We start from the raw sequence: 18006 nt of genomic DNA on the forward strand, positions 1-18006 counted from the left end.
ACCGGCCGCGACCTGCTCGCGTTGCGCGCGATCGTCGGCCAGCCGACGGCGAGGCTGCTGGGGGCGGTGCCCGACCCCGTCGCGGCGCTGCGCACCGCCGACGAGCCCGCGATGCGGGCGCTCGCCGCGCTCGAGCTGCGCGCCGCGGGCGTGCGCGGCGAGCCGATGTGAGCCGCGCGCGAGCGCTCGGCCGCTCGCGCGTAGAATGGGCGCTCCCCGTCTCGCGAACAGGAAGCACGCATGTCCGGACATTCCAAGTGGGCCACGACCAAGCACAAGAAGGCCGTCATCGACGCCCGCCGCGCGAAGTCGTTCGCGAAGCTCATCAAGAACATCGAGGTCGCCGCGAAGATCGGCGGCGCCGACATGTCGGGCAACCCGACGCTCGTCGACGCCGTGCAGAAGGCCAAGAAGACCAGCGTCCCGAACGACAACATCGACCGCGCCATCAAGCGCGGCGCTGGGCTCACGGGCGAGTCGATCGACTACACGACGATCATGTACGAGGGCTACGCGCAGAACGGCGTCGCGCTCATGGTCGAGTGCCTCACCGACAACAAGAACCGCGCTGCCGCCGAGGTCCGCACCGCCATGACGCGCAATGGCGGCACCATGGCAGACCCGGGCTCCGTCGCCTACAACTTCACCCGCAAGGGCGTCGTCTCGGTCACGAAGACCGACGAGATCACCGAGGACGACATCCTGCTCGCCGTGCTCGACGCGGGCGCCGAGGAGGTCACCGACCAGGGCGGCGGCTTCGAGATCCTCTCCGACCCGAGCGACCTCGTCGCGGTCCGCACGTCGCTGCAGGAGGCGGGCATCGACTACGACGCCGCCGACATCGAGTTCGTCCCCAACCTCAAGGTCGAGGTCGACGCAGAGACGGCGCGCAAGGTGCTGCGCCTCATCGACGCGCTCGAGGACAGCGAGGACGTGCAGAACATCTACGCGAACTACGACCTGACCCCCGAGGTGCAGGCGCAGCTCGACGAGGACGAGTAGCCGGTGCCGGCGTCGGTGCGCGTGCTCGGCGTCGACCCCGGCCTGACCCGCTGCGGCGTGGGCGTCGTCGACGTCGAGCGCCGCTCGCCGACGCTCGTGCACGTCGAGGTCGTGCGCTCCGACCCGGCGGAGCCGATCGAGCAGCGGCTCCTGCGCATCGGCCGCGGCGTCGAGGCGGCGATCGACGCCCACCGGCCCGACGCGATCGCGCTCGAGCGCGTCTTCGCGCAGGCCAACCTGCGCAGCGTCATGGGCGTCGCGCAGATCTCGGGCATCGTGCTGCGCGCCGCGGCGGAGCGGCAGATCCCGATCGCGATGCTCACGCCGACCGAGGTGAAGGCCGCCGTCACCGGCTACGGCGCCGCTGACAAGCAGCAGGTGGCCGAGATGGTGCGCCGGCTGCTGCGGCTCGACACCGCGCCGAAGCCCGCGGACGCGGCGGATGCCCTCGCGATCGCGATCGCGGAGGGATGGCGCACGCGCGTGCCGCGCGCCGGGAGCGCCGCGGTCGGCGTCACGACGCGCGCGCAACAGGCATGGGCCGCGGCCGAGGCCGCGGCGCGGGGTCGGCGCTAGCGGTCGGTCCTAGCGGCGGAGGCCGCGGCGCCCGATCTCGACCGCGCCGAGGATCGACGCCATGAACATGAAGAGCCCGACGATGAAGATGACGGCCTCGAGTCCCGGCACCCCGATCGCGTAGCTCATGACGACGAAGGAGCCCACGAGCAGCAGGAAGAGGAGGACGAACTGGACGACGTGCATGAGAGCTCCTGGAGGGTGGGCCGCGGGTCACGCCAGGCTACCAGCGGGCGCCCGTCGGCGCGGCAGGCCGCCCGGGTCGTCGCGCAGGCCTAGGCTCGGAGCGTGATCTCGAGGCTCGACGGAACCGTGCTGTCCGCACGCGGACAGCGGCTCGTCGTCGGCGTCGGCGGCGTCGGCCTCGCCGTCGCCGTCACGCCGCAGACCTCGCTCGCCGCCGTCGCCGGCCGCTCGATCGCGCTGCACACGCACCTCGTCGTGCGCGAGGACGAGCTCGCCCTCTACGGCTTCGAGACCGAGCCCGAGCTCGACGCCTTCGAGCTGCTGCTGAGCGTCACGGGCGTCGGCCCGAAGTCGGCCCTCGGCGTGCTCGCGCAGCTGACCCCCGTCGAGCTCGCCCGCGCGATCGACGGGGGCGACGAGCGCGCGTTCAAGGCTGTCAGCGGCATCGGTCCGAAGACCGCGAAGCTCCTCATCCTGCAGCTGAGCGGCAAGCTCGTCGTCGCGCCCGCCGCCCGCAGCGCCGCCGCGCCCGACGCGCGAGCGGACGTGCTCGACGCGCTCACCGGGCTCGGCTGGCCCGAGCGCACCGCGGCCGACGCCATCGAGCGCGCGGCCGTCGCGGCCCCCGAGGCCGCCGCGTCGAGCGGTGCGCTGCTGCGCGCCGCGCTCGCCATCCTCGGACCGGCGGCGCGCCCGTGAGCGAGCCGCTGATCGATCCCGCCGTCACGCCCGACGAGATCGCCTTCGAGGGCGCGCTGCGGCCGACGAGCCTCGCCGAGTTCGTCGGCCAGCCGAAAGTGCGCGGGCAGCTCGAGGTGCTGCTGCAGGCCGCGCGCATGCAGGAGCGCGCGCCCGATCACATCCTGCTCGCCGGCCCGCCCGGGCTCGGCAAGACCACCCTCGCGATGATCATCGGGCAGGAGACGGGCAGGCCCATCCGCTTCTCCTCCGGTCCCGCCATCCAGCACGCCGGCGACCTCGCCGCCGTGCTCTCGGCGCTCGTACCGGGGGAGGTGCTCTTCATCGACGAGATCCACCGCATGGCGCGCTCCGCCGAGGAGATGCTCTACCTCGCGATGGAGGACTTCCGCATCGACATCATGGTCGGCAAGGGCGCGGGCGCGGCATCGATCCCGCTGGAGCTCGCGCCGTTCACGCTCGTGGGCGCGACGACGCGCTCCGGCATGCTGCCGGCGCCGCTGCGCGACCGCTTCGGCTTCACGGCCCACCTCGAGTTCTACGAGACCGACGACCTCGAGCGCGTGCTCGGGCGCTCCGCGCGGCTCATGGAGCTCGACCTCGAGACGGCCGCGCTCGCCGAGCTCGCGAGCCGGTCGCGCGGCACGCCCCGCATCGCCAACCGCCTGCTGCGCCGCGTGCGCGACTGGCTGCTCGTGCACGCGGGCTCGAGCGACATCGACGGCGTGCGCGCCGCGCTCGAGCTGTACGACGTCGACGAGGCAGGTCTCGACCGCATCGACCGCGCCGTGCTGCACGCGATCGCGCACCGGTTCGCGGGCGGCCCCGTGGGGCTGTCGACGCTCGCCGCCGCGGTGGGCGAGGAGGCCGACACGATCGAGTCGGTCGTCGAGCCGTTCCTCGTGCGGGAGGGCCTCATCGGCCGCACGCCGCGGGGCAGGATCGCCACGGCGAGCGGCATGCGGCACGCCCGCGCGGTCGCGCGGGACGACACCCTCGACGGGGTATGATCAGTCCTTGGTCCTGCGCGCAGCCGCGCAGGGCGAACGACCCTCGAGAGGCCTCTTCCGAATGCTGTTCCTGCAGACGACGACCACCGCCCAGCAAGGGTTCGCGCTGGACCCGCTGACGATCATCATGCTCGTCGTCCTCGCGGCGATGATCTTCTTCATGTTCCGCAGCAACAAGAAGCGGAAGGCGCAGGCCGAGGACCTGCAGACGAAGATGGTGCCCGGCGCCGAGGTCATGACGAACTTCGGCGTCTTCGGAGAGCTCGTGTCGATCGACGAGGAGCGCAACGAGGCGCACGTCGAGATCGCCCCCGGCACCGTCATCCGCGTCCACCGCCAGACCCTCGCACGCGTCGTCGACGACCACGCCGAGATCCTCGACGACCGCGCAGACGACGCCGGCGACGCGGACGAGCCGCGCGACCGCGCCTGATCCGTGGCGAAGGCTCGCACGCGGGGCGGTCGCGCCCTCATCTGGCTGGTCGTCCTGATCGCCGGTCTCATCGGCGTCAACTTCTCCGCCGTCCAGTGGGGCGGCGGCTCCTGGACGCCCAACCTCGCGCTCGACCTCGAGGGCGGCACGCAGATCGTGCTCGAGCCGCAGCTCGCCGAGGGCGCATCCGTCACGCAGGAGCAGCTCGACCAGGCGGTGGCGATCATCCGCCAGCGCGTCGACGCCTCCGGCGTCTCCGAGGCCGAGATCACGACGCAGGGCGGCCGCAACATCGTCGTCGCGCTGCCGGGCGAGCCCGACGCCGCCACGATGCAGCGCATCCAGGCGAGCGCCAAGATGGAGTTCCGACCCGTCCTGCAATCCGCCGCGGCCAACGTGCCCGGCGCCGAGCCCACCGCTGAGCCGGCGCCCGAGGGCGCCGAGCCCACCGCGACGCCGCAGAACGCGTGGGACCTCGCGTGGATCACGCCCGAGGTGCAGTCCGCGTTCGACACCTTCCAGTGCGCCGACGTCGACACGACCCAGGTCGCGCCGGCCGACCAGCCGTACGTCACGTGCTCGACCGACGGCACCGCGCGATTCATCCTCGGCCCCGTCGTGGTCGAGGGCGCCGACATCGCCGACGCGCAGGTCTCGGCCGCGACGAACAGCCAGGGCCAGGCGACCGGCGGCTGGGGCGTCAACCTCGAGCTCGACGGCGACGGACCGGCGTCGTTCGACGCGGTGACGCGCGCCATCACGGGCCTGCCCGAGCCGCAGAACCAGTTCGCCGTCGTGCTCGACGCGACCGTGCTCATGCCGATCACCTCGAACGCCGTCATCACCGACGGCAACGCGCAGATCACCGGCGGCTTCACGCAGGAGGGCGCGCAGAGCCTCGCCGACCAGCTGCGCTTCGGCGCCCTGCCGATCGGCTTCGAGGTGCAGTCGAACGAGACCATCTCGCCGACGCTCGGCGCGAGCCAGCTGCAGGCGGGCCTGCTCGCGGGGCTCATCGGACTCATCCTCGTCGTGCTCTACTCGGTGCTCCAGTACCGAGCGCTCGGCCTCGTGGTCGTGCTCTCGCTCGGCGTCGCCGGCATCCTGACGTACCTCGTCGTCACCTTCCTGTCGAGCACCGAGGGCTACCGCCTCTCGCTCGCCGGCATCGCGGGCCTCGTGATCGCGATCGGCATCACCGCCGACTCGTTCATCGTCTACTTCGAGCGCATCCGCGACGAGCTGCGCGAGGGCAAGCACCTCTCGAGCGCGCTCGAGACGGGCTGGAAGCGGGCCTTCCGCACCATCCTGATCTCGGATGCCGTCAGCTTCCTCGCCGCCGTCATCCTCTACCTGCTCTCGGTCGGCAACGTGCGCGGCTTCGCGTTCACGCTCGGCATCACGACCTTCATCGACATCGTCGTGGTCGCGCTGTTCACGCATCCGCTCCTGCGCCTGCTGTCCCGCACGAGCTTCTTCTCGTCGGGCCACCGGTTGAGCGGACTCGACCCGCAGGCGCTCGGCGCCGTCTACCGGGGGCGCGCGAAGTTCCGCGAGCCGGTCGTCGCGGCCCGCTCGTCGAGGGAGGCGCAGAAGCGCCAGACCATCGCGGAGCGCAAGGCAGCCGTCGGCGCTGGCACCAGCACCGGCACCGGCAAGGAGAACTGATGGCCAACCTCACCACCATCGGCAACGAGCTCTACACGGGGCAGCGGTCGCTCCCAATCGTGCCCAAGCGCAGGTTCTGGCTGTCGATCGCCGCCGGCATCCTCATCGTGCTCGCGATCGGCACGGTGCTGCGCGGCGGCTTCGTCTTCGGCATCGAGTTCACGGGCGGCAGCGAGTTCCGCGTCGCCGGCCTCACCGACGCGAGCACGGACGGCGCCTCCGAAGCGGTCGAATCGGTCGTGCCCGACTCGGAGGCGCGCGTCGCGACGCTCGGCTCCGACACCGTGCGGGTGCAGACCGACGTCGTCACCGAGGAGCAGGCCGCCGAGATCCGCGGCGCGCTCGCCGAGACCTACGGGGTCGAGACGGGCGACATCGCGTTCTCGTTCGTCGGCCCGTCGTGGGGGCAGGACGTCACGCAGCAGGCGCTGCAGGCGCTCGTCACCTTCCTCGTGCTCGTCTCGATCGTGCTCGCGATCTACTTCCGCACCTGGAAGATGTCGGTCGCCGCGCTCGCCTCGCTCGCGTTCGACCTGCTCGTCACCGCGGGCGTCTACGGCATCATCGGCTTCGAGGTGACCCCGGCCGCCGTCATCGGCTTCCTGACGATCCTCGGCTACTCGCTGTACGACACCGTGGTGGTGTTCGACAAGGTGCGCGAGAACACCGCGCCCGGCATGAGCGGCGAGCTGCTCGACAACATCAACCTCGCGGTGAACCAGACGATCGTGCGCTCGATCAACACGTCGATCGTCGCCACCCTGCCGATCGCGTCGATCCTGTTCATCGGCGCCTTCCTGCTCGGCGCCGGCACGCTCCGCGACATCTCGCTCGCGCTCTTCATCGGCACGATCGTCGGCACCTGGTCGTCGCTGTTCGTCGCCGCTCCGGTCTACGCCTGGCTGCGGCAGGGCGACACGATCGCCGCCGAGGCGGTCAAGCCCCGGAGCGAGCGCGGGGCGGTCGTCTGACCCGGGAGCCCGAGACCGACCCGGCCTGACACGAGAGGAGGAGGGGCATGAGCGAGACGCAGCCGTCCGGCGGCTTCCGCACGCTGCTGCCCTTCCTCTTCTCGCGCTCGCACCGCGCCGGCGCGGTCGACGAGCTCATCCGCACGGTCAAGTCGCAGCATCCGAAGGCCGACACCGGGCTCATCCAGCGCGCGTACATCGTTGCGGAGGAGGCTCACAAGGGCCAGTACCGCAAGTCGGGCGAGCCGTACATCACGCACCCCGTCGCGGTCGCGCAGATCCTCGCCGACCTCGGCATCGGCGCCATCACCGTCGCCGCCGCGCTGCTGCACGACACGGTCGAGGACACGACCTACACGCTCGAGCAGTGCCGGGCCGACTTCGGCGACGAGATCGCGATGCTCGTCGACGGCGTGACGAAGCTCGACAAGCTCAAGTACGGGCAGAGCGCGCAGGCCGAGACGGTGCGCAAGATGGTGGTCGCGATGTCGAAGGACATCCGCGTGCTCGTCATCAAGCTCGCCGACCGGCTGCACAACGCGCGCACGTGGGGCTTCGTCTCGGACGAGTCGGCGCAGCGCAAGGCGCGCGAGACGATCGAGATCTACGCGCCGCTCGCCCACCGGCTCGGCATCCAGACGATCAAGGTCGAGCTCGAGGACCTGTCGTTCGCGGTGCTGCAGCCCAAGGTCTACCTCGAGATCAAGAACCTCGTCGAGGCGCGCGCGCCCGAGCGCGAGCGCTACCTCGACGACGTCGTGGCCGGCCTCACCGAGGACATGAAGGCCGCGAGGATCCGCGGCCGGATCGCCGGTCGCCCGAAGCAGTACTACTCGATCTACAACAAGATGCAGCTGCGCGGCCACGACTTCGCCGACATCTACGACCTCGTCGGCGTGCGCGTGATCGTGCCGTCGGTGCGCGACTGCTATGCCGTGCTCGGCGCGATCCACGCCCGCTGGCAGCCGATGCCCGGCCGGCTCAAGGACTACATCGCGACGCCGAAGTTCAACCTCTACCAATCGCTCCACACGACCGTCATCGGGCCGCGCGGCCACCACGTCGAGATCCAGATCCGCACGGAGGAGATGCACCGGCGCGCGGAGTACGGCGTCGCGGCGCACTGGAAGTACAAGCAGGGCGGCGGCGCGATGTCGTCGACCGACATGGCGTGGCTCGCGCACATCAACGACTGGCAGGAGGAGACGACCGACCCGGGCGAGTTCCTCGACTCCCTGCGGTTCGAGATCGGGGCGAAGGAGCTCTACGTCTTCACCCCGAAGGGCAAGGTCATCGGCCTTCCGGCCGGGGCGACGCCCGTCGACTTCGCCTACGCCGTGCACACCGAGGTCGGGCACCGCACGATGGGGGCCAAGGTCAACGGCCGGCTCGTGCCGCTCGACACGAAGCTCGTCACCGGTGACATCGTCGAGGTGCTGACGTCGAAGAACCCCGACGCGGGCCCGAGCCAGGACTGGCAGGGCTTCGTCACCTCGCCGCGCGCGCGGAGCAAGATCCGCCAGTGGTTCCAGCGCGAGCGGCGCGACGAGGCCGTCGAGGTCGGCAAGGAGGCGATCGCGAAGGCGATGCGCCGCCACGACCTGCCGCTGCAGAAGCTCATGGGGCGGGATGCGTTCGCGCAGGTCGCGGCGCAGCTGAAGTACGACGACGTCACCGGCCTCTACGCAGCGGTCGGGGAGGGTCACGTCTCGACCCAGTCGGTGCTCGAGAAGGTCGTCGCCGCGATCCGCGCCGAGGAGGGAGCCGAGGACGACGAGCCGGAGGCCGCGCTCCCGACCCGCTCGGCCGCCCGGGTGTCGACGAGCTCGTCGGGCGTGCTCGTCCGGGGCGCCGACGACATCCTCGTGAAGCTCTCGAAGTGCTGCACGCCCGTGCCGGGCGACGAGATCGTCGGCTTCGTCACGCGCGGCCAGGGCGTGAGCGTCCACCAGCGCTCGTGCCCGAACGTGCAGGGGCTGCTCGCCGAGCCCGAGCGCATGATCGAGGTCGAGTGGGCGCCGACCTCGAAGGGCCTGTTCCTCGTGAACATCCAGGTCGAGGCGCTCGACCGCGCGGGCCTGCTGAGCGACATCACGCGCGTGCTCACCGAGCACCACGTCAACATCCTCTCGGCGAGCGTGCACACCGGCACCGACCGGCTCGCGCTCAGCCGCTTCGCGTTCGAGATGGGCGACGTCACGCACCTCGACCACGTGCTGAACGCGGTGCGCCGCATCGACGGCGTCTACGACGTCTACCGGATCACGACCGGCTGACGCCCGCGCGGCTCAGTCGAGCGAGCGCGTCTCGGCGTCGAGCACGGCGGGGGAGACCGCGTGCTCGATCGCGAGCGCGACGGCGCCGCGCACGGCCGCGTCCGCCTGCGTCGTGCTCGCCGCGATGCGCAGGTGCTCGGTCGCGAGCGGCAGGGAGCGCCGATAGACGACCTCGCTGATGCCGGCGAGCAGATCCTCGCCGGCACCCGCGAGCCGACCGCCGACGACGATGACCGATGGGTTCACGAGGTTGACGAGCGTCGCGAGCACCTCGCCGAGGTCGCGACCCGCCTGCCGCAGCGCCCGCGCGGCCTCGGGCGAGCCGCGGCGCGCGAGCGCGACGACGTCGCCCGTGCCGGCGACGTCGAGCCCTTGGGCGCGCAGCGCGGCCGCGATCGCGGGCCCCGCGGCGACGGCTTCGAGGCAGCCCTCGTTGCCGCAGCGGCACGGCGCCGTCGAGCCCGGCACCCGCACGTGCCCGAGGTCGCCCGCGGTGCCCTGGGCGCCGCGCTGGAGCAGCCCGCCCGAGATGAGGCCCGCGCCGATGCCGGTCGCGACCTTCACGAGCACGAAGTCGTCGACCTCGGGCCACGCGGTGCGCTGCTCGCCGAGCGCCATGATGTTGACGTCGTTGTCGACGAGCACGGGGCAGCCGAGCTGCTCCCGCAGCCAGCCGGCGACGTCGAAGCGGTGCCAGCCGGGCATGATCGGCGGGCTGATGGGTCGGCCGGTCGCGTGCTCGACGGGGCCGGGCAGGCCGATGCCGAGCGCCACGACGTCGTGCAGGTCGCGCCCCTCGGTGTCGACGAGCCGGCGCACCGCCTCCACCACCCAGCCGAGCACCACCTCCGGGCCCTCCGCGACGTCGAGGTCGGTGCGCGCCGTCGCGATGGGCGCGCCGCCGAGGTCGGCGAGCTCGACGATCACGTGCGTCGCGCCGACGTCGACGCCCGCGACGAGGCGGGCACGCGGGTTGAGGGCGAAGAGCGAGGCGGGCCGGCCGCCGGTCGAGGCGGCGTCGCCGACCGGGGCGACGTAGCCGAGGCGCGTCAGCGCCTCGATGTGCGCTGCGACCGACGAGCGCGCCACGCCCGCCGTGCGGGCGAGCTCGGAACGCGTCCGCGCGCGCCCGTCGCGCAGCAGGTGGAAGACCTCGCTCGTGCGCATGCTTGGCAGTGAAGCACATCTCGGCCCTTCCGACACGCTTCGCGCAACTTTTGCCAACCTCTCGACAAAAGTGCCGGGTCCGTGGCACAGTGTCGCCGTGGACGAAGACGTCATGGATGCGGCGACGCAGCGCGCGCCGCTGCTGCGCGCCAGTGGGCTCGTGCAGTCGTTCCTCGGCACGACGGTGCTCCACGGCGCGGGGCTCGAGCTGCACGCCGGCGAGGTCCACGGCCTCGTGGGCGAGAACGGCGCGGGCAAGTCGACGCTCATGAAGATCCTGGCCGGGGCGAACCAGCCCGACGAGGGCGAGCTCGAGCTGCTCGGGCAGCCCGTCGCGTTCGCGTCGCCGATGCAGGCGCAGCGCGCCGGCATCGCGACCGTCTACCAGGAGTTCAACCTGCTGGTCGATCGCTCGATCGCCGAGAACGTCTGGCTCGGGCGCGAGCCCCGCAAGGGGCCGCTCGTCGACCGCCGTCGCATGCTGCGCGAGACGCAGGAGCTGCTCACGGGCATCGGCGTGCCCGACCTCGACCCCGCGCTGCCCGTGCGGCAGCTCTCGGTCGCCGAGCAGCAGATCGTCGAGATCGCCAAGGCCGTCAGCCTCGACGCGAAGGTCATCTCGATGGACGAGCCGACCGCCGCCCTCGCCGACCACGAGGTGACGCTGCTGTACCGCATCATCCGCGGCCTCACCGATCGCGGCATCGCGATCCTCTACGTCTCGCACCGGCTGCGCGAAGTGTTCGACCTGTGCTCGACCATCACGGTGCTCAAGGATGGTCACCTCGTCGGCAGCTGGCCCGCGAGCGAGCTCGACGAGCGCGAGCTCGTGCGCCGCATGGTGGGGCGCGAGCTCTCGTCGTTCTTCCCCGACCGCGACGCCGACAGCGCCGTCGGCGAGGTCGTGCTCGCGCTCGAGGGCGCCGGCAACGGCTTCGTCGACGACGTGTCGCTCGAGGTGCGCGCGGGCGAGATCGTCGGCCTCGCGGGCCTCCAGGGCGCGGGCCGCACCGAGCTGCTGAGCGCCATCTTCGGGGCGGATCCCTTCACGCGCGGCACGATGCGCGTGGACGGCTCGGCGCTGCGGCCGCGGTCGCCGCGCGAGGGGGTGCGCGCCGGTCTCGCCCTCATCACCGAGGACCGCAAGGGGCAGGGCCTCTCGCTCAACCTGTCGGTGCTGCAGAACGCCCTCGGCGTCGTCCGAGCGGTCTTCCCCTCGCGGTCGCGCGCGGCGCGCTCGGCGCTGCCCGCGACGCTCGACGAGCTCGCGCTCGCCGCTCGCGGCCTCGACCAGGAGGTGCAGTTCCTCTCCGGCGGCAACCAGCAGAAGGTCGTGCTCGCGCGGTGGCTCGCCATCGCGCCGCGCGTGATGCTCATGGACGAGCCCACGCGCGGCATCGACGTGGGCGCGAAGTTCGGCGTCTACCAGGTGATGCGGCGGCTCGCCGCCTCGGGCGTCGCGATCCTCATGGTCTCGAGCGAGCTTCCGGAGGTGCTCGGCATGAGCGACCGCATCCTCGTCATGCGCGACGGGCGCATCGCAGGCTCCCTGCCGAGCTCGTCGACCGAGGAGGACGTGCTCGCGCTCGCCGCCGGCGCGACCGATGAGGCGGCCGCAGCATGAGCGTCGTCGCGGGCAAGCGCCCCGTGCGCAAGCGGCGGCTGTCGACCACCGCGATCGTCTACCTCGTGCTCGCCGCCGTGGTCGTGCTGAGCGCGATCCTCGTGACCGCCGCGGGCAAGCCGTTCTTCACTGCCGGCAACCTCGCCGCCGTGCTCACGCTCATGTCGATCCTCGGCTTCGTCGCGATCGGGCAGACGCTCGTGATCCTCGCCGGCAGCCTCGACCTCTCGGTGCCCTACGTCGTCAGCACCGCGTCGATCGTCGGCGCCGGCATCATGGCGCAGGGCACGGCCGGGATCGTGCCCGGCATCCTCGCGGCGCTGCTCGTGTGCGGCGCCATCGGCGTCGTCAACGGCCTCATCGTCACGAAGCTCAAGGTCCACGGCTTCATCGCCACCCTCGGCGTCGGGCTCATCATCTCCGGCTGGCTCGGCACGAGCTTCCAGGGCTCCTTCGGCTCCGCCCCGCCCGAGTTCCGGCTCATCGGCGCCACGCTCGTCGCCGGCATCCCGCTGTCGACGCTCCTCATGCTCGCGTGCGCCGCGCTCGCGTCGCTGCTGCTGCACCGCACGCGGCTCGGGCACCACCTCTACGCCGTCGGCGGCAGCGCGACGATCGCGCGGCTCTCGGGCGTGCGCACGCAGGTGCCCGTCGTCGTCGCCCACGCGCTCTGCTCGATGCTCGCGGGTCTCGCCGGCCTGCTGCTGCTCTCGCGCACCTCCGTCGGCAGCCCGACCATCGGCTCGCAGGGCGGCTACGACCTCATGTCGATCGCCGCGGTCGTGCTCGGCGGCACGCTGCTCTCGGGCGGCGTCGGCAGCGTGCTCGGCACGATCGGCGGCGTCGCGATCTTCGCGGTGCTCGACAACGTCATGAGCGTGCTCGAGGTGAACCCGTTCCTCAAGGACTTCATCCGCGGCGCCGTCATCGTGCTCGCCGTCGCCCTCTACGCCTGGCGCAGCATCCAGCGGCGACCACCGAGGTTCCTCGCCAGGAAGGGAGGGGATCGATGATCGCGACAGCCCAGCGGTCTCCCGGCCGGCGCTTCCTCGCCGCGCTCGCGACCCCGAGCGGCGCCGTCTTCGTGCTGCTCGTCGTGCTGCTGATCGCCGTGATCGCGGCCAACCCGAACTTCGCGGAGCCCGGGCAGCTCGTGCGCTTCCTCGCGCGCACGGCGCCCATCGCGATCGCCGCGATCGGCCAGTTCTTCGTCATCGTCTCGGGGGAGTTCGACCTCTCGATGGGCGCGGTGATCGCGACGCAGGTCGTCATCGCGGGCAACATCATCGGCCAGGACGAGGCGATGATCCTGCCCGGCATCGCCCTCATGCTCGTCGTCGGCGTCGTCGTGGGCGTCGTGAACGGGCTGCTCACGACGGTCGCGAAGGTGCCGAGCTTCATCGTCACGCTCGGCATGATGCTCGCGCTGTACGGCTTCGTGCGCTTCCTCACCGGCGGCGCCGCGACCGGCAACCCCGTCGACAGCTTCCGCGAGATCGGCCGCGGCCTGCTCGCCGGCATCATGCCCTACCCGGTGCTCATCCTCGTCGCGGTCGGCATCGCCGCCTGGCTCGTCATGCGGGCGCCCTTCGGGCAGACGCTGCTCGCGGTCGGCGACAACCCCACCACGGCACGGCTTGCCGGCACGCGCACCGTGCTCGTGAAGACCTCGGCGTTCGTGCTCTCGTCGCTCGCCGCGACCGTGGCGGGCATCCTGCTCGTCGGCTACGCCGGCGTGCACCCGAGCGTCGGCGCGGGCTACGAGTTCCAGGCCATCACCGCCGTCGTGCTCGGCGGCGCGGTGCTCGGCGGCGGCCGCGGCTGGGTGCTCTCGGCGGCGGCGGGCGCGATCTCGCTCGAGCTGCTGTTCACGCTCCTCAACATCGTCGGCATCGACGCCACGTGGCGGCCCAGCGTGCAGGGAGCGATCATCATCCTCGCGGTCGCGCTCGGCGCGGTCGCCTGGCGCGCCGCCCGCCGCCCCACCCCGACATCCCGACCCGTCGCGGCATCCAGCCCGGCGACCACCATCACATGATCAGGAGACAGATGATGCGCAAGAGCAGGATGGGCCTCGTCGTCGCGGCCCTCAGCGCCGCGACGATCCTCGCCGCATGCAGCACCGACGGGACCGTCAGCCCGTCGGCGACCACCGAGCCCGACACCAGCGCCCCGCCCGCGGAGACGCAGGCCTCCGGCGAGTGGTTCGACCAGGCCGTCTACGACGAGCAGTTCGAGCAGCGCTCCGCGACCTTCGAGGGCGACCCCGAGACGCCCTGGCTGCAGTACATCGATGGCCCGACCACCGACACGGCGGAGTGGGCGACCGACGAGGCGATGCGCGTGTGCTTCGCGAACGCGTCGATCTCGAACCCCTGGCGCCAGACGGGCTTCATCACGATGCAGCAGCAGCTCGCCGTGCTCGAGGAGTCGGGCGTCGTCGAGTCGATGGAGGTCCGCGACGCCGGCGATGACGACAACACGCAGATCGCCGACATCGACTACTTCATCGCGCAGGGCGACTGCGACGTGTTCATCATCTCGCCGAACTCGACCGCGGCGCTCACGCCCGCCGTCGAGCGCGCGTGCGAGACGGGCCGACCGGTGATCGTGTTCGACCGCGGCGTCGACACCGATTGCGCGACGACCTTCATCCACCCCATCGGCGGCTACGCGTGGGGCATCGACACGGCCGAGTTCCTCATCGACAACCTCGAGCCGGGCTCCAACATCGTCGCGCTGCGCATCCTGCCCGGGGTCGACGTGCTCGAGCACCGCTGGGCGGCCGCCGACCGGCTGCTCACGGAGGCCGGCATGAACGTCGACGACTTCTTCACCGGCGCCGACCCGACCGAGATCAAGAGCATCATCACCGACGCGCTCTCGTCGGGCGACGTGCACGGCGTGTGGATGGACGCGGGCGACGGCGCCGTCGCGGCGATCGAGGCGTTCGAGGACGCCGGCGCGGAGCTGCCCGTCATGACGGGCGAGGACGAGATGAGCTTCCTCCGCGCCTGGGAGGAGACGGGCCTGACCGGCCTCGCTCCGGTCTACTCGAACTTCCAGTGGCGCACACCGTTGCTCGCGGTCGAGATGATCGCGAACGGCGAGCCGGTGCCGAGCGAGTGGGTGCTGCCGCAGACGCCGATCACGGAGGAGGAGCGCAGCGACGCCCTCGCCGCGAACGAGGGCATGCCCGACGGGCACTACGCCCGCTTCGGCGGCAGCGACCTCCCGGGCTTCCCCGAGGCCTGGCAGGACCGCTGATCCCCGGCCGGGTCCCGCGCGGCGCGCGGGACCCGGCTCCTCGGAAGGAGGCGCGAGTGCGCCGCATCGGAATCAACACGTGGGTGTGGACCTCGCCGCTGCGCGATGCCAACGCGCCGCAGCACCTCGCGCACATCGCCGAGCTCGGCTTCGACGTGGTCGAACTGCCGCTCGAGCAGCCCGGCGACCTCACCGCTGCCGCGCTGCTGCCGCTGCTCGAGCAGCACGTGCTCGGGGCGAGCGTCGTCGGCGCGATGGCGCCCGGCCGCGCGCTCGTCGGCGCCGACGGCGGGGCGATCGCCGCGACGCAGGCGTACCTGCGGTCGTGCATCGACCTCGCTGCCGAGATCAGCGCTCCCGCCGTCTGCGGGCCGTTCACGGCCGAGACGGGTCGCACGTGGCGGATGGATGCCGACGAGCGCGCGGCGACGGTGCGGCAGCTGCGCGAGCACCTCGCACCCGTGGTGGCGCACGCCGCCGACCGGGGCGTGCGGATCGGCATCGAGCCGCTCAACCGCTACGAGACGTCGCTGCTCACGACCGTCGAGCAGAGCCTCGACGCGCTCGAGCCGATGCTCGGCGAGCACCTCGGGCTCGCGCTCGACACGTACCACCTCGGCATCGAGGAGCGCTCGACCGGCGGCGCCATCCGGACGGCGGGGGAGCACGTCGTGCACGTGCAGGTGTGCGGCAGCGACCGCGGGGCACCCGGCGGCGACCAGACCGACTGGCCCGAGGTGCGCGATGCGCTCGACGCGATCGACTACCGGGGCCCGCTCGTGATCGAGAGCTTCACGGGTGAGAACGCCGCGATCGCGGTCGCCGCGTCGATCTGGCGACCGCTCGCTGCGACGCAGGACGACCTCGCGAGCGACGGCCTCGCGTTCCTGCGCGCACTGGAGGCAGCATGAGCGGCAGCCGCGCCCCGCTCGGGGTCGCCGTGCTCGGCACGGCGTTCATGGGTCGCGCGCACTCGGCGGCGTGGCGCAACGTCGGTGCGGTGTTCGACGACGTGCCGGCGGTCGCGATGCGGGTGCTGTGCGGCGCCGACCCCGCCCGCACCGAGCGCGCAGCCCGCTCCCTCGGCTGGCAGGAGGCGTCGACCGACTGGCGCGCGGTGCTCGAGCGCGACGACATCGACGTCGTCGACATCTGCACACCCGGGCACCTGCACGCAGAGATGGCGATCGCGGCGCTCGAGGCCGGCAAGCACGTGCTCATCGAGAAGCCGCTCGCGCTCGACCTCGAGCAGGCCGAGCGGATGGTCGCGGCCGCCGAGCGCGCGAGCGGCGCCTCGATGGTGGGCTTCAACTACCGGCGCGTGCCCGCGCTCGCGCTCGCTCGCGAGCTCATCGCCGCAGGTCGCATCGGTCGGGTGCGCAGCATCCGCGCCGCCTACCTGCAGGACTGGCTCGCCGACCCGGCGGCGCCGATGACCTGGCGGCTGCGCGCCGAGACGGCCGGCTCCGGCGCGCTCGGCGACCTCGGCTCGCACGTCGTCGACCAGATCCGCGCGCTCACCGGCAGCGCCGTCGTCGGCGTGCGCGGCGCCCTCCGCACCTTCGAGCCCGAGCGGCGCGGCTCCGACGGGCCCGAGCGCGTGACGGTCGACGACGCCGCCTGGGCGCTGCTCGACCTCGACGGCGGCGCGACCGCCTCGCTCGAGGTCTCCCGCGTGGCGGTCGGGCGCAAGAACGCGCTGCAGCTCGAGGTGCACGGCACCGACGGCGCGCTCGCCTTCGACCTCGAGCGCCTCAACGAGCTGACCGTCACCCAGGGCCGAGACGGGTGGCCGGCGCGCCTCCTCGTCACCGAGGCCGAGCATCCGCACCTCTCCGGGTGGTGGCCGCCCGGGCACGCGCTCGGCTGGGACAGCACGTTCGTCATGCAGGCCGCGGAGCTGCTGCGCGCCATCGAGCGCGGCACCCCGCCGTCGCCGTCGTTCGCCGACGGGCTCGCGGTGCAGCGGGTGCTCGACGCGATCGAGCGCAGCGCGGCCGTCGACGGTGCGAGGATCGGGCTGCCCGGCCACGACGAGACCCCGACAGAGACGAGCCAGCGATGACGCGACCGTTCACCCTCTTCACCGGCCAGTGGGCCGACCTGCCGTTCGAGGAGGTCGCGCGCCTCGCGGGCTCCTGGGGCTACGACGGGCTCGAGATCGCCTGCTGGGGCGACCACCTCGACGCCTCGCGCTGGGACGACGCCGAGTACGTCGCGGGCCGGCGCGAGATCCTCGAGCGCAACGGGCTGCAGGTGTGGGCGATCTCGAACCACCTGCACGGCCAGGCCGTGTGCGACGACCCGATCGACTTCCGGCACGAGGCGATCGTGCGCTCGCGCGTCTGGGGCGACGGAGACCCGGAGGGCGTGCGGCAGCGAGCCGCCGCCGAGCTCATGGACACCGCCCGCATGGCGCGCGCGCTCGGCGTCGGCACCGTCGTCGGCTTCACCGGCTCGTCGATCTGGCAGTACGTCGCGCAGTTCCCGCCCGTCCCCGACGCGGTGATCGATCGCGGCTACGACGACTTCGCCGAGCGCTGGCACCCGATCCTCGACGTCTTCGAGGAGTGCGGCGTGCGGTTCGCGCACGAGGTGCACCCGAGCGAGATCGCCTACGACCACTGGTCGACCGTGCGCGCGCTCGAGGCGATCGGCCACCGCGCGTCGTTCGGCCTGAACTGGGACCCGAGCCACATGCTCTGGCAGGGCATCGACCCCGTCGCGTTCCTGTCGGACTTCGCCGACCGCATCTTCCACGTCGACTGCAAGGACACCCGGATGCGCATGGGCGACGGCCGCGCCGGCATCCTCTCGTCGCACCTGCCGTGGGGGCACCCGCGCCGGGGCTGGGACTTCGTCTCGGCCGGGCGCGGCGACGTGCCGTGGGGCGACGCGTTCCGCACCCTCACCGCGATCGGCTACGACGGCCCGATCTCGATCGAGTGGGAGGACGCGGGCATGGACCGCATGCAGGGCGCCCCGGAGGCCCTGACCGCCTTGCGGCGGTTCGACCTCGACCCCTCGACCGCGCGCTTCGACGCCGCCTTCGGGCAGGGGTGATGGCGGGCTGACGGCGAGCTGCGGCCGTGCGGCTTCGGCCCGGGACGACGAAGGCCGGCGCTGC

Annotated in this window: 17 protein-coding genes; 15 read left to right on the forward strand and 2 right to left on the reverse strand. The window is 72.3% G+C overall.

Features of this window, described 5'->3' with window-relative positions:
• The first annotated feature begins 240 nt into the window (after nt 1-240).
• Together ABD106_RS02110 and ruvC are read left to right on the forward strand one after the other, a co-directional pair.
• Nucleotides 241-1002: a YebC/PmpR family DNA-binding transcriptional regulator gene (locus ABD106_RS02110; RefSeq protein ID WP_343916822.1), complete on the forward strand. Its 762-nt coding sequence runs from the start codon at nt 241-243 to the stop codon at nt 1000-1002.
• 15 nt (nt 1003-1017) lie between these two features.
• The gene (gene ruvC / locus ABD106_RS02115) at nt 1018-1578 is read left to right on the forward strand and encodes a crossover junction endodeoxyribonuclease RuvC (protein WP_343917862.1); all 561 of its coding nucleotides are present in this window, start codon (nt 1018-1020) and stop codon (nt 1576-1578) included.
• A gap of 9 nt (nt 1579-1587) precedes the next feature.
• Here the strand turns inward: ruvC and ABD106_RS02120 are convergent, their stop codons facing one another.
• A complete protein-coding gene (locus ABD106_RS02120; protein ID WP_343916824.1) occupies nt 1588-1764 on the reverse strand; it encodes a hypothetical protein in 177 nt (58 codons plus the stop codon).
• Nucleotides 1765-1866: 102 nt separating this feature from the next.
• Here ABD106_RS02120 and ruvA point away from each other — a divergent pair, with 102 nt between their 5' ends.
• From ruvA to ABD106_RS02150, 6 genes are read left to right on the forward strand one after another with little or no spacing between them, the layout of a single operon-like run.
• Nucleotides 1867-2463 carry a Holliday junction branch migration protein RuvA gene (gene ruvA / locus ABD106_RS02125; protein WP_343916826.1) on the forward strand — a complete coding sequence of 199 codons (597 nt, stop codon included), beginning with the start codon at nt 1867-1869 and terminating at the stop codon, nt 2461-2463.
• Nucleotides 2460-3473, forward strand: coding sequence for a Holliday junction branch migration DNA helicase RuvB (ruvB, locus tag ABD106_RS02130; RefSeq protein ID WP_343916828.1), 1014 nt, complete (start codon nt 2460-2462; stop codon nt 3471-3473). The genes ruvA and ruvB overlap by 4 nt, the downstream gene beginning before the upstream one ends.
• Nucleotides 3474-3480: 7 nt before the next feature.
• The gene (gene yajC / locus ABD106_RS02135; protein WP_343916830.1) at nt 3481-3906 is read left to right on the forward strand and encodes a preprotein translocase subunit YajC; all 426 of its coding nucleotides are present in this window, start codon (nt 3481-3483) and stop codon (nt 3904-3906) included.
• Nucleotides 3907-3909: 3 nt separating this feature from the next.
• A complete protein-coding gene (secD, locus tag ABD106_RS02140; RefSeq protein ID WP_343916832.1) occupies nt 3910-5574 on the forward strand; it encodes a protein translocase subunit SecD in 1665 nt (554 codons plus the stop codon).
• A complete protein-coding gene (gene secF, locus ABD106_RS02145) occupies nt 5574-6545 on the forward strand; it encodes a protein translocase subunit SecF (RefSeq protein ID WP_343916834.1) in 972 nt (323 codons plus the stop codon). Before secD ends, secF begins: the two co-directional genes overlap by 1 nt.
• Before the next feature lie 47 nt (nt 6546-6592).
• Nucleotides 6593-8821: a RelA/SpoT family protein gene (locus ABD106_RS02150; protein ID WP_343916836.1), complete on the forward strand. Its 2229-nt coding sequence runs from the start codon at nt 6593-6595 to the stop codon at nt 8819-8821.
• A gap of 12 nt (nt 8822-8833) precedes the next feature.
• Here ABD106_RS02150 and ABD106_RS02155 read toward each other — a convergent pair whose 3' ends face one another.
• Nucleotides 8834-9988, reverse strand: a complete 1155-nt coding sequence (locus ABD106_RS02155) for an ROK family transcriptional regulator (protein WP_343916838.1) — start codon at nt 9986-9988, stop codon at nt 8834-8836.
• Nucleotides 9989-10100: 112 nt separating this feature from the next.
• Here ABD106_RS02155 and ABD106_RS02160 point away from each other — a divergent pair, with 112 nt between their 5' ends.
• Genes ABD106_RS02160 through ABD106_RS02190 form a run of 7 tightly spaced genes read left to right on the forward strand, consistent with a single transcriptional unit; the run spans nt 10101 to nt 17942 of the window.
• Nucleotides 10101-11612, forward strand: coding sequence for a sugar ABC transporter ATP-binding protein (locus ABD106_RS02160; protein ID WP_343917864.1), 1512 nt, complete (start codon nt 10101-10103; stop codon nt 11610-11612).
• Nucleotides 11609-12625, forward strand: a complete 1017-nt coding sequence (locus ABD106_RS02165; protein ID WP_343916840.1) for an ABC transporter permease — start codon at nt 11609-11611, stop codon at nt 12623-12625. The genes ABD106_RS02160 and ABD106_RS02165 overlap by 4 nt, the downstream gene beginning before the upstream one ends.
• The gene (locus tag ABD106_RS02170; RefSeq protein WP_343916842.1) at nt 12622-13650 is read left to right on the forward strand and encodes an ABC transporter permease; all 1029 of its coding nucleotides are present in this window, start codon (nt 12622-12624) and stop codon (nt 13648-13650) included. Before ABD106_RS02165 ends, ABD106_RS02170 begins: the two co-directional genes overlap by 4 nt.
• 11 nt (nt 13651-13661) lie before the next feature.
• The gene (locus ABD106_RS02175; RefSeq protein ID WP_343917866.1) at nt 13662-14879 is read left to right on the forward strand and encodes a substrate-binding domain-containing protein; all 1218 of its coding nucleotides are present in this window, start codon (nt 13662-13664) and stop codon (nt 14877-14879) included.
• Between the two features lie 56 nt (nt 14880-14935).
• Nucleotides 14936-15790, forward strand: coding sequence for a sugar phosphate isomerase/epimerase family protein (locus tag ABD106_RS02180; protein WP_343916844.1), 855 nt, complete (start codon nt 14936-14938; stop codon nt 15788-15790).
• Complete coding sequence (locus tag ABD106_RS02185; protein WP_343916846.1) at nt 15787-16944, forward strand: Gfo/Idh/MocA family protein; 1158 nt, start codon at nt 15787-15789, stop codon at nt 16942-16944. Before ABD106_RS02180 ends, ABD106_RS02185 begins: the two co-directional genes overlap by 4 nt.
• Nucleotides 16941-17942, forward strand: coding sequence for a sugar phosphate isomerase/epimerase family protein (locus ABD106_RS02190; RefSeq protein ID WP_343916848.1), 1002 nt, complete (start codon nt 16941-16943; stop codon nt 17940-17942). The genes ABD106_RS02185 and ABD106_RS02190 overlap by 4 nt, the downstream gene beginning before the upstream one ends.
• Nucleotides 17943-18006 lie beyond the last annotated feature (64 nt).

This window comes from Agrococcus citreus, assembly GCF_039527715.1.
In the GTDB taxonomy this organism is placed as follows: Bacteria; Actinomycetota; Actinomycetes; order Actinomycetales; family Microbacteriaceae; genus Agrococcus; species Agrococcus citreus.

Bases quoted from the DNA above. Each gene is read 5' to 3' on its own strand.
- ABD106_RS02110 (WP_343916822.1), top strand. From the start codon at position 241: ATGTCCGGACATTCCAAGTGGGCCACGACCAAGCACAAGAAGGCCGTC.
- ABD106_RS02120 (WP_343916824.1), bottom strand. From the start codon at position 1,764: ATGCACGTCGTCCAGTTCGTCCTCCTCTTCCTGCTGCTCGTGGGCTCC.
- secF (WP_343916834.1), top strand. From the start codon at position 5,574: ATGGCCAACCTCACCACCATCGGCAACGAGCTCTACACGGGGCAGCGG.
- ABD106_RS02150 (WP_343916836.1), top strand. From the start codon at position 6,593: ATGAGCGAGACGCAGCCGTCCGGCGGCTTCCGCACGCTGCTGCCCTTC.
- ABD106_RS02155 (WP_343916838.1), bottom strand. From the start codon at position 9,988: ATGCGCACGAGCGAGGTCTTCCACCTGCTGCGCGACGGGCGCGCGCGG.
- ABD106_RS02160 (WP_343917864.1), top strand. From the start codon at position 10,101: ATGGATGCGGCGACGCAGCGCGCGCCGCTGCTGCGCGCCAGTGGGCTC.
- ABD106_RS02165 (WP_343916840.1), top strand. From the start codon at position 11,609: ATGAGCGTCGTCGCGGGCAAGCGCCCCGTGCGCAAGCGGCGGCTGTCG.
- ABD106_RS02170 (WP_343916842.1), top strand. From the start codon at position 12,622: ATGATCGCGACAGCCCAGCGGTCTCCCGGCCGGCGCTTCCTCGCCGCG.
- ABD106_RS02175 (WP_343917866.1), top strand. From the start codon at position 13,662: ATGATGCGCAAGAGCAGGATGGGCCTCGTCGTCGCGGCCCTCAGCGCC.
- ABD106_RS02185 (WP_343916846.1), top strand. From the start codon at position 15,787: ATGAGCGGCAGCCGCGCCCCGCTCGGGGTCGCCGTGCTCGGCACGGCG.
- ABD106_RS02190 (WP_343916848.1), top strand. From the start codon at position 16,941: ATGACGCGACCGTTCACCCTCTTCACCGGCCAGTGGGCCGACCTGCCG.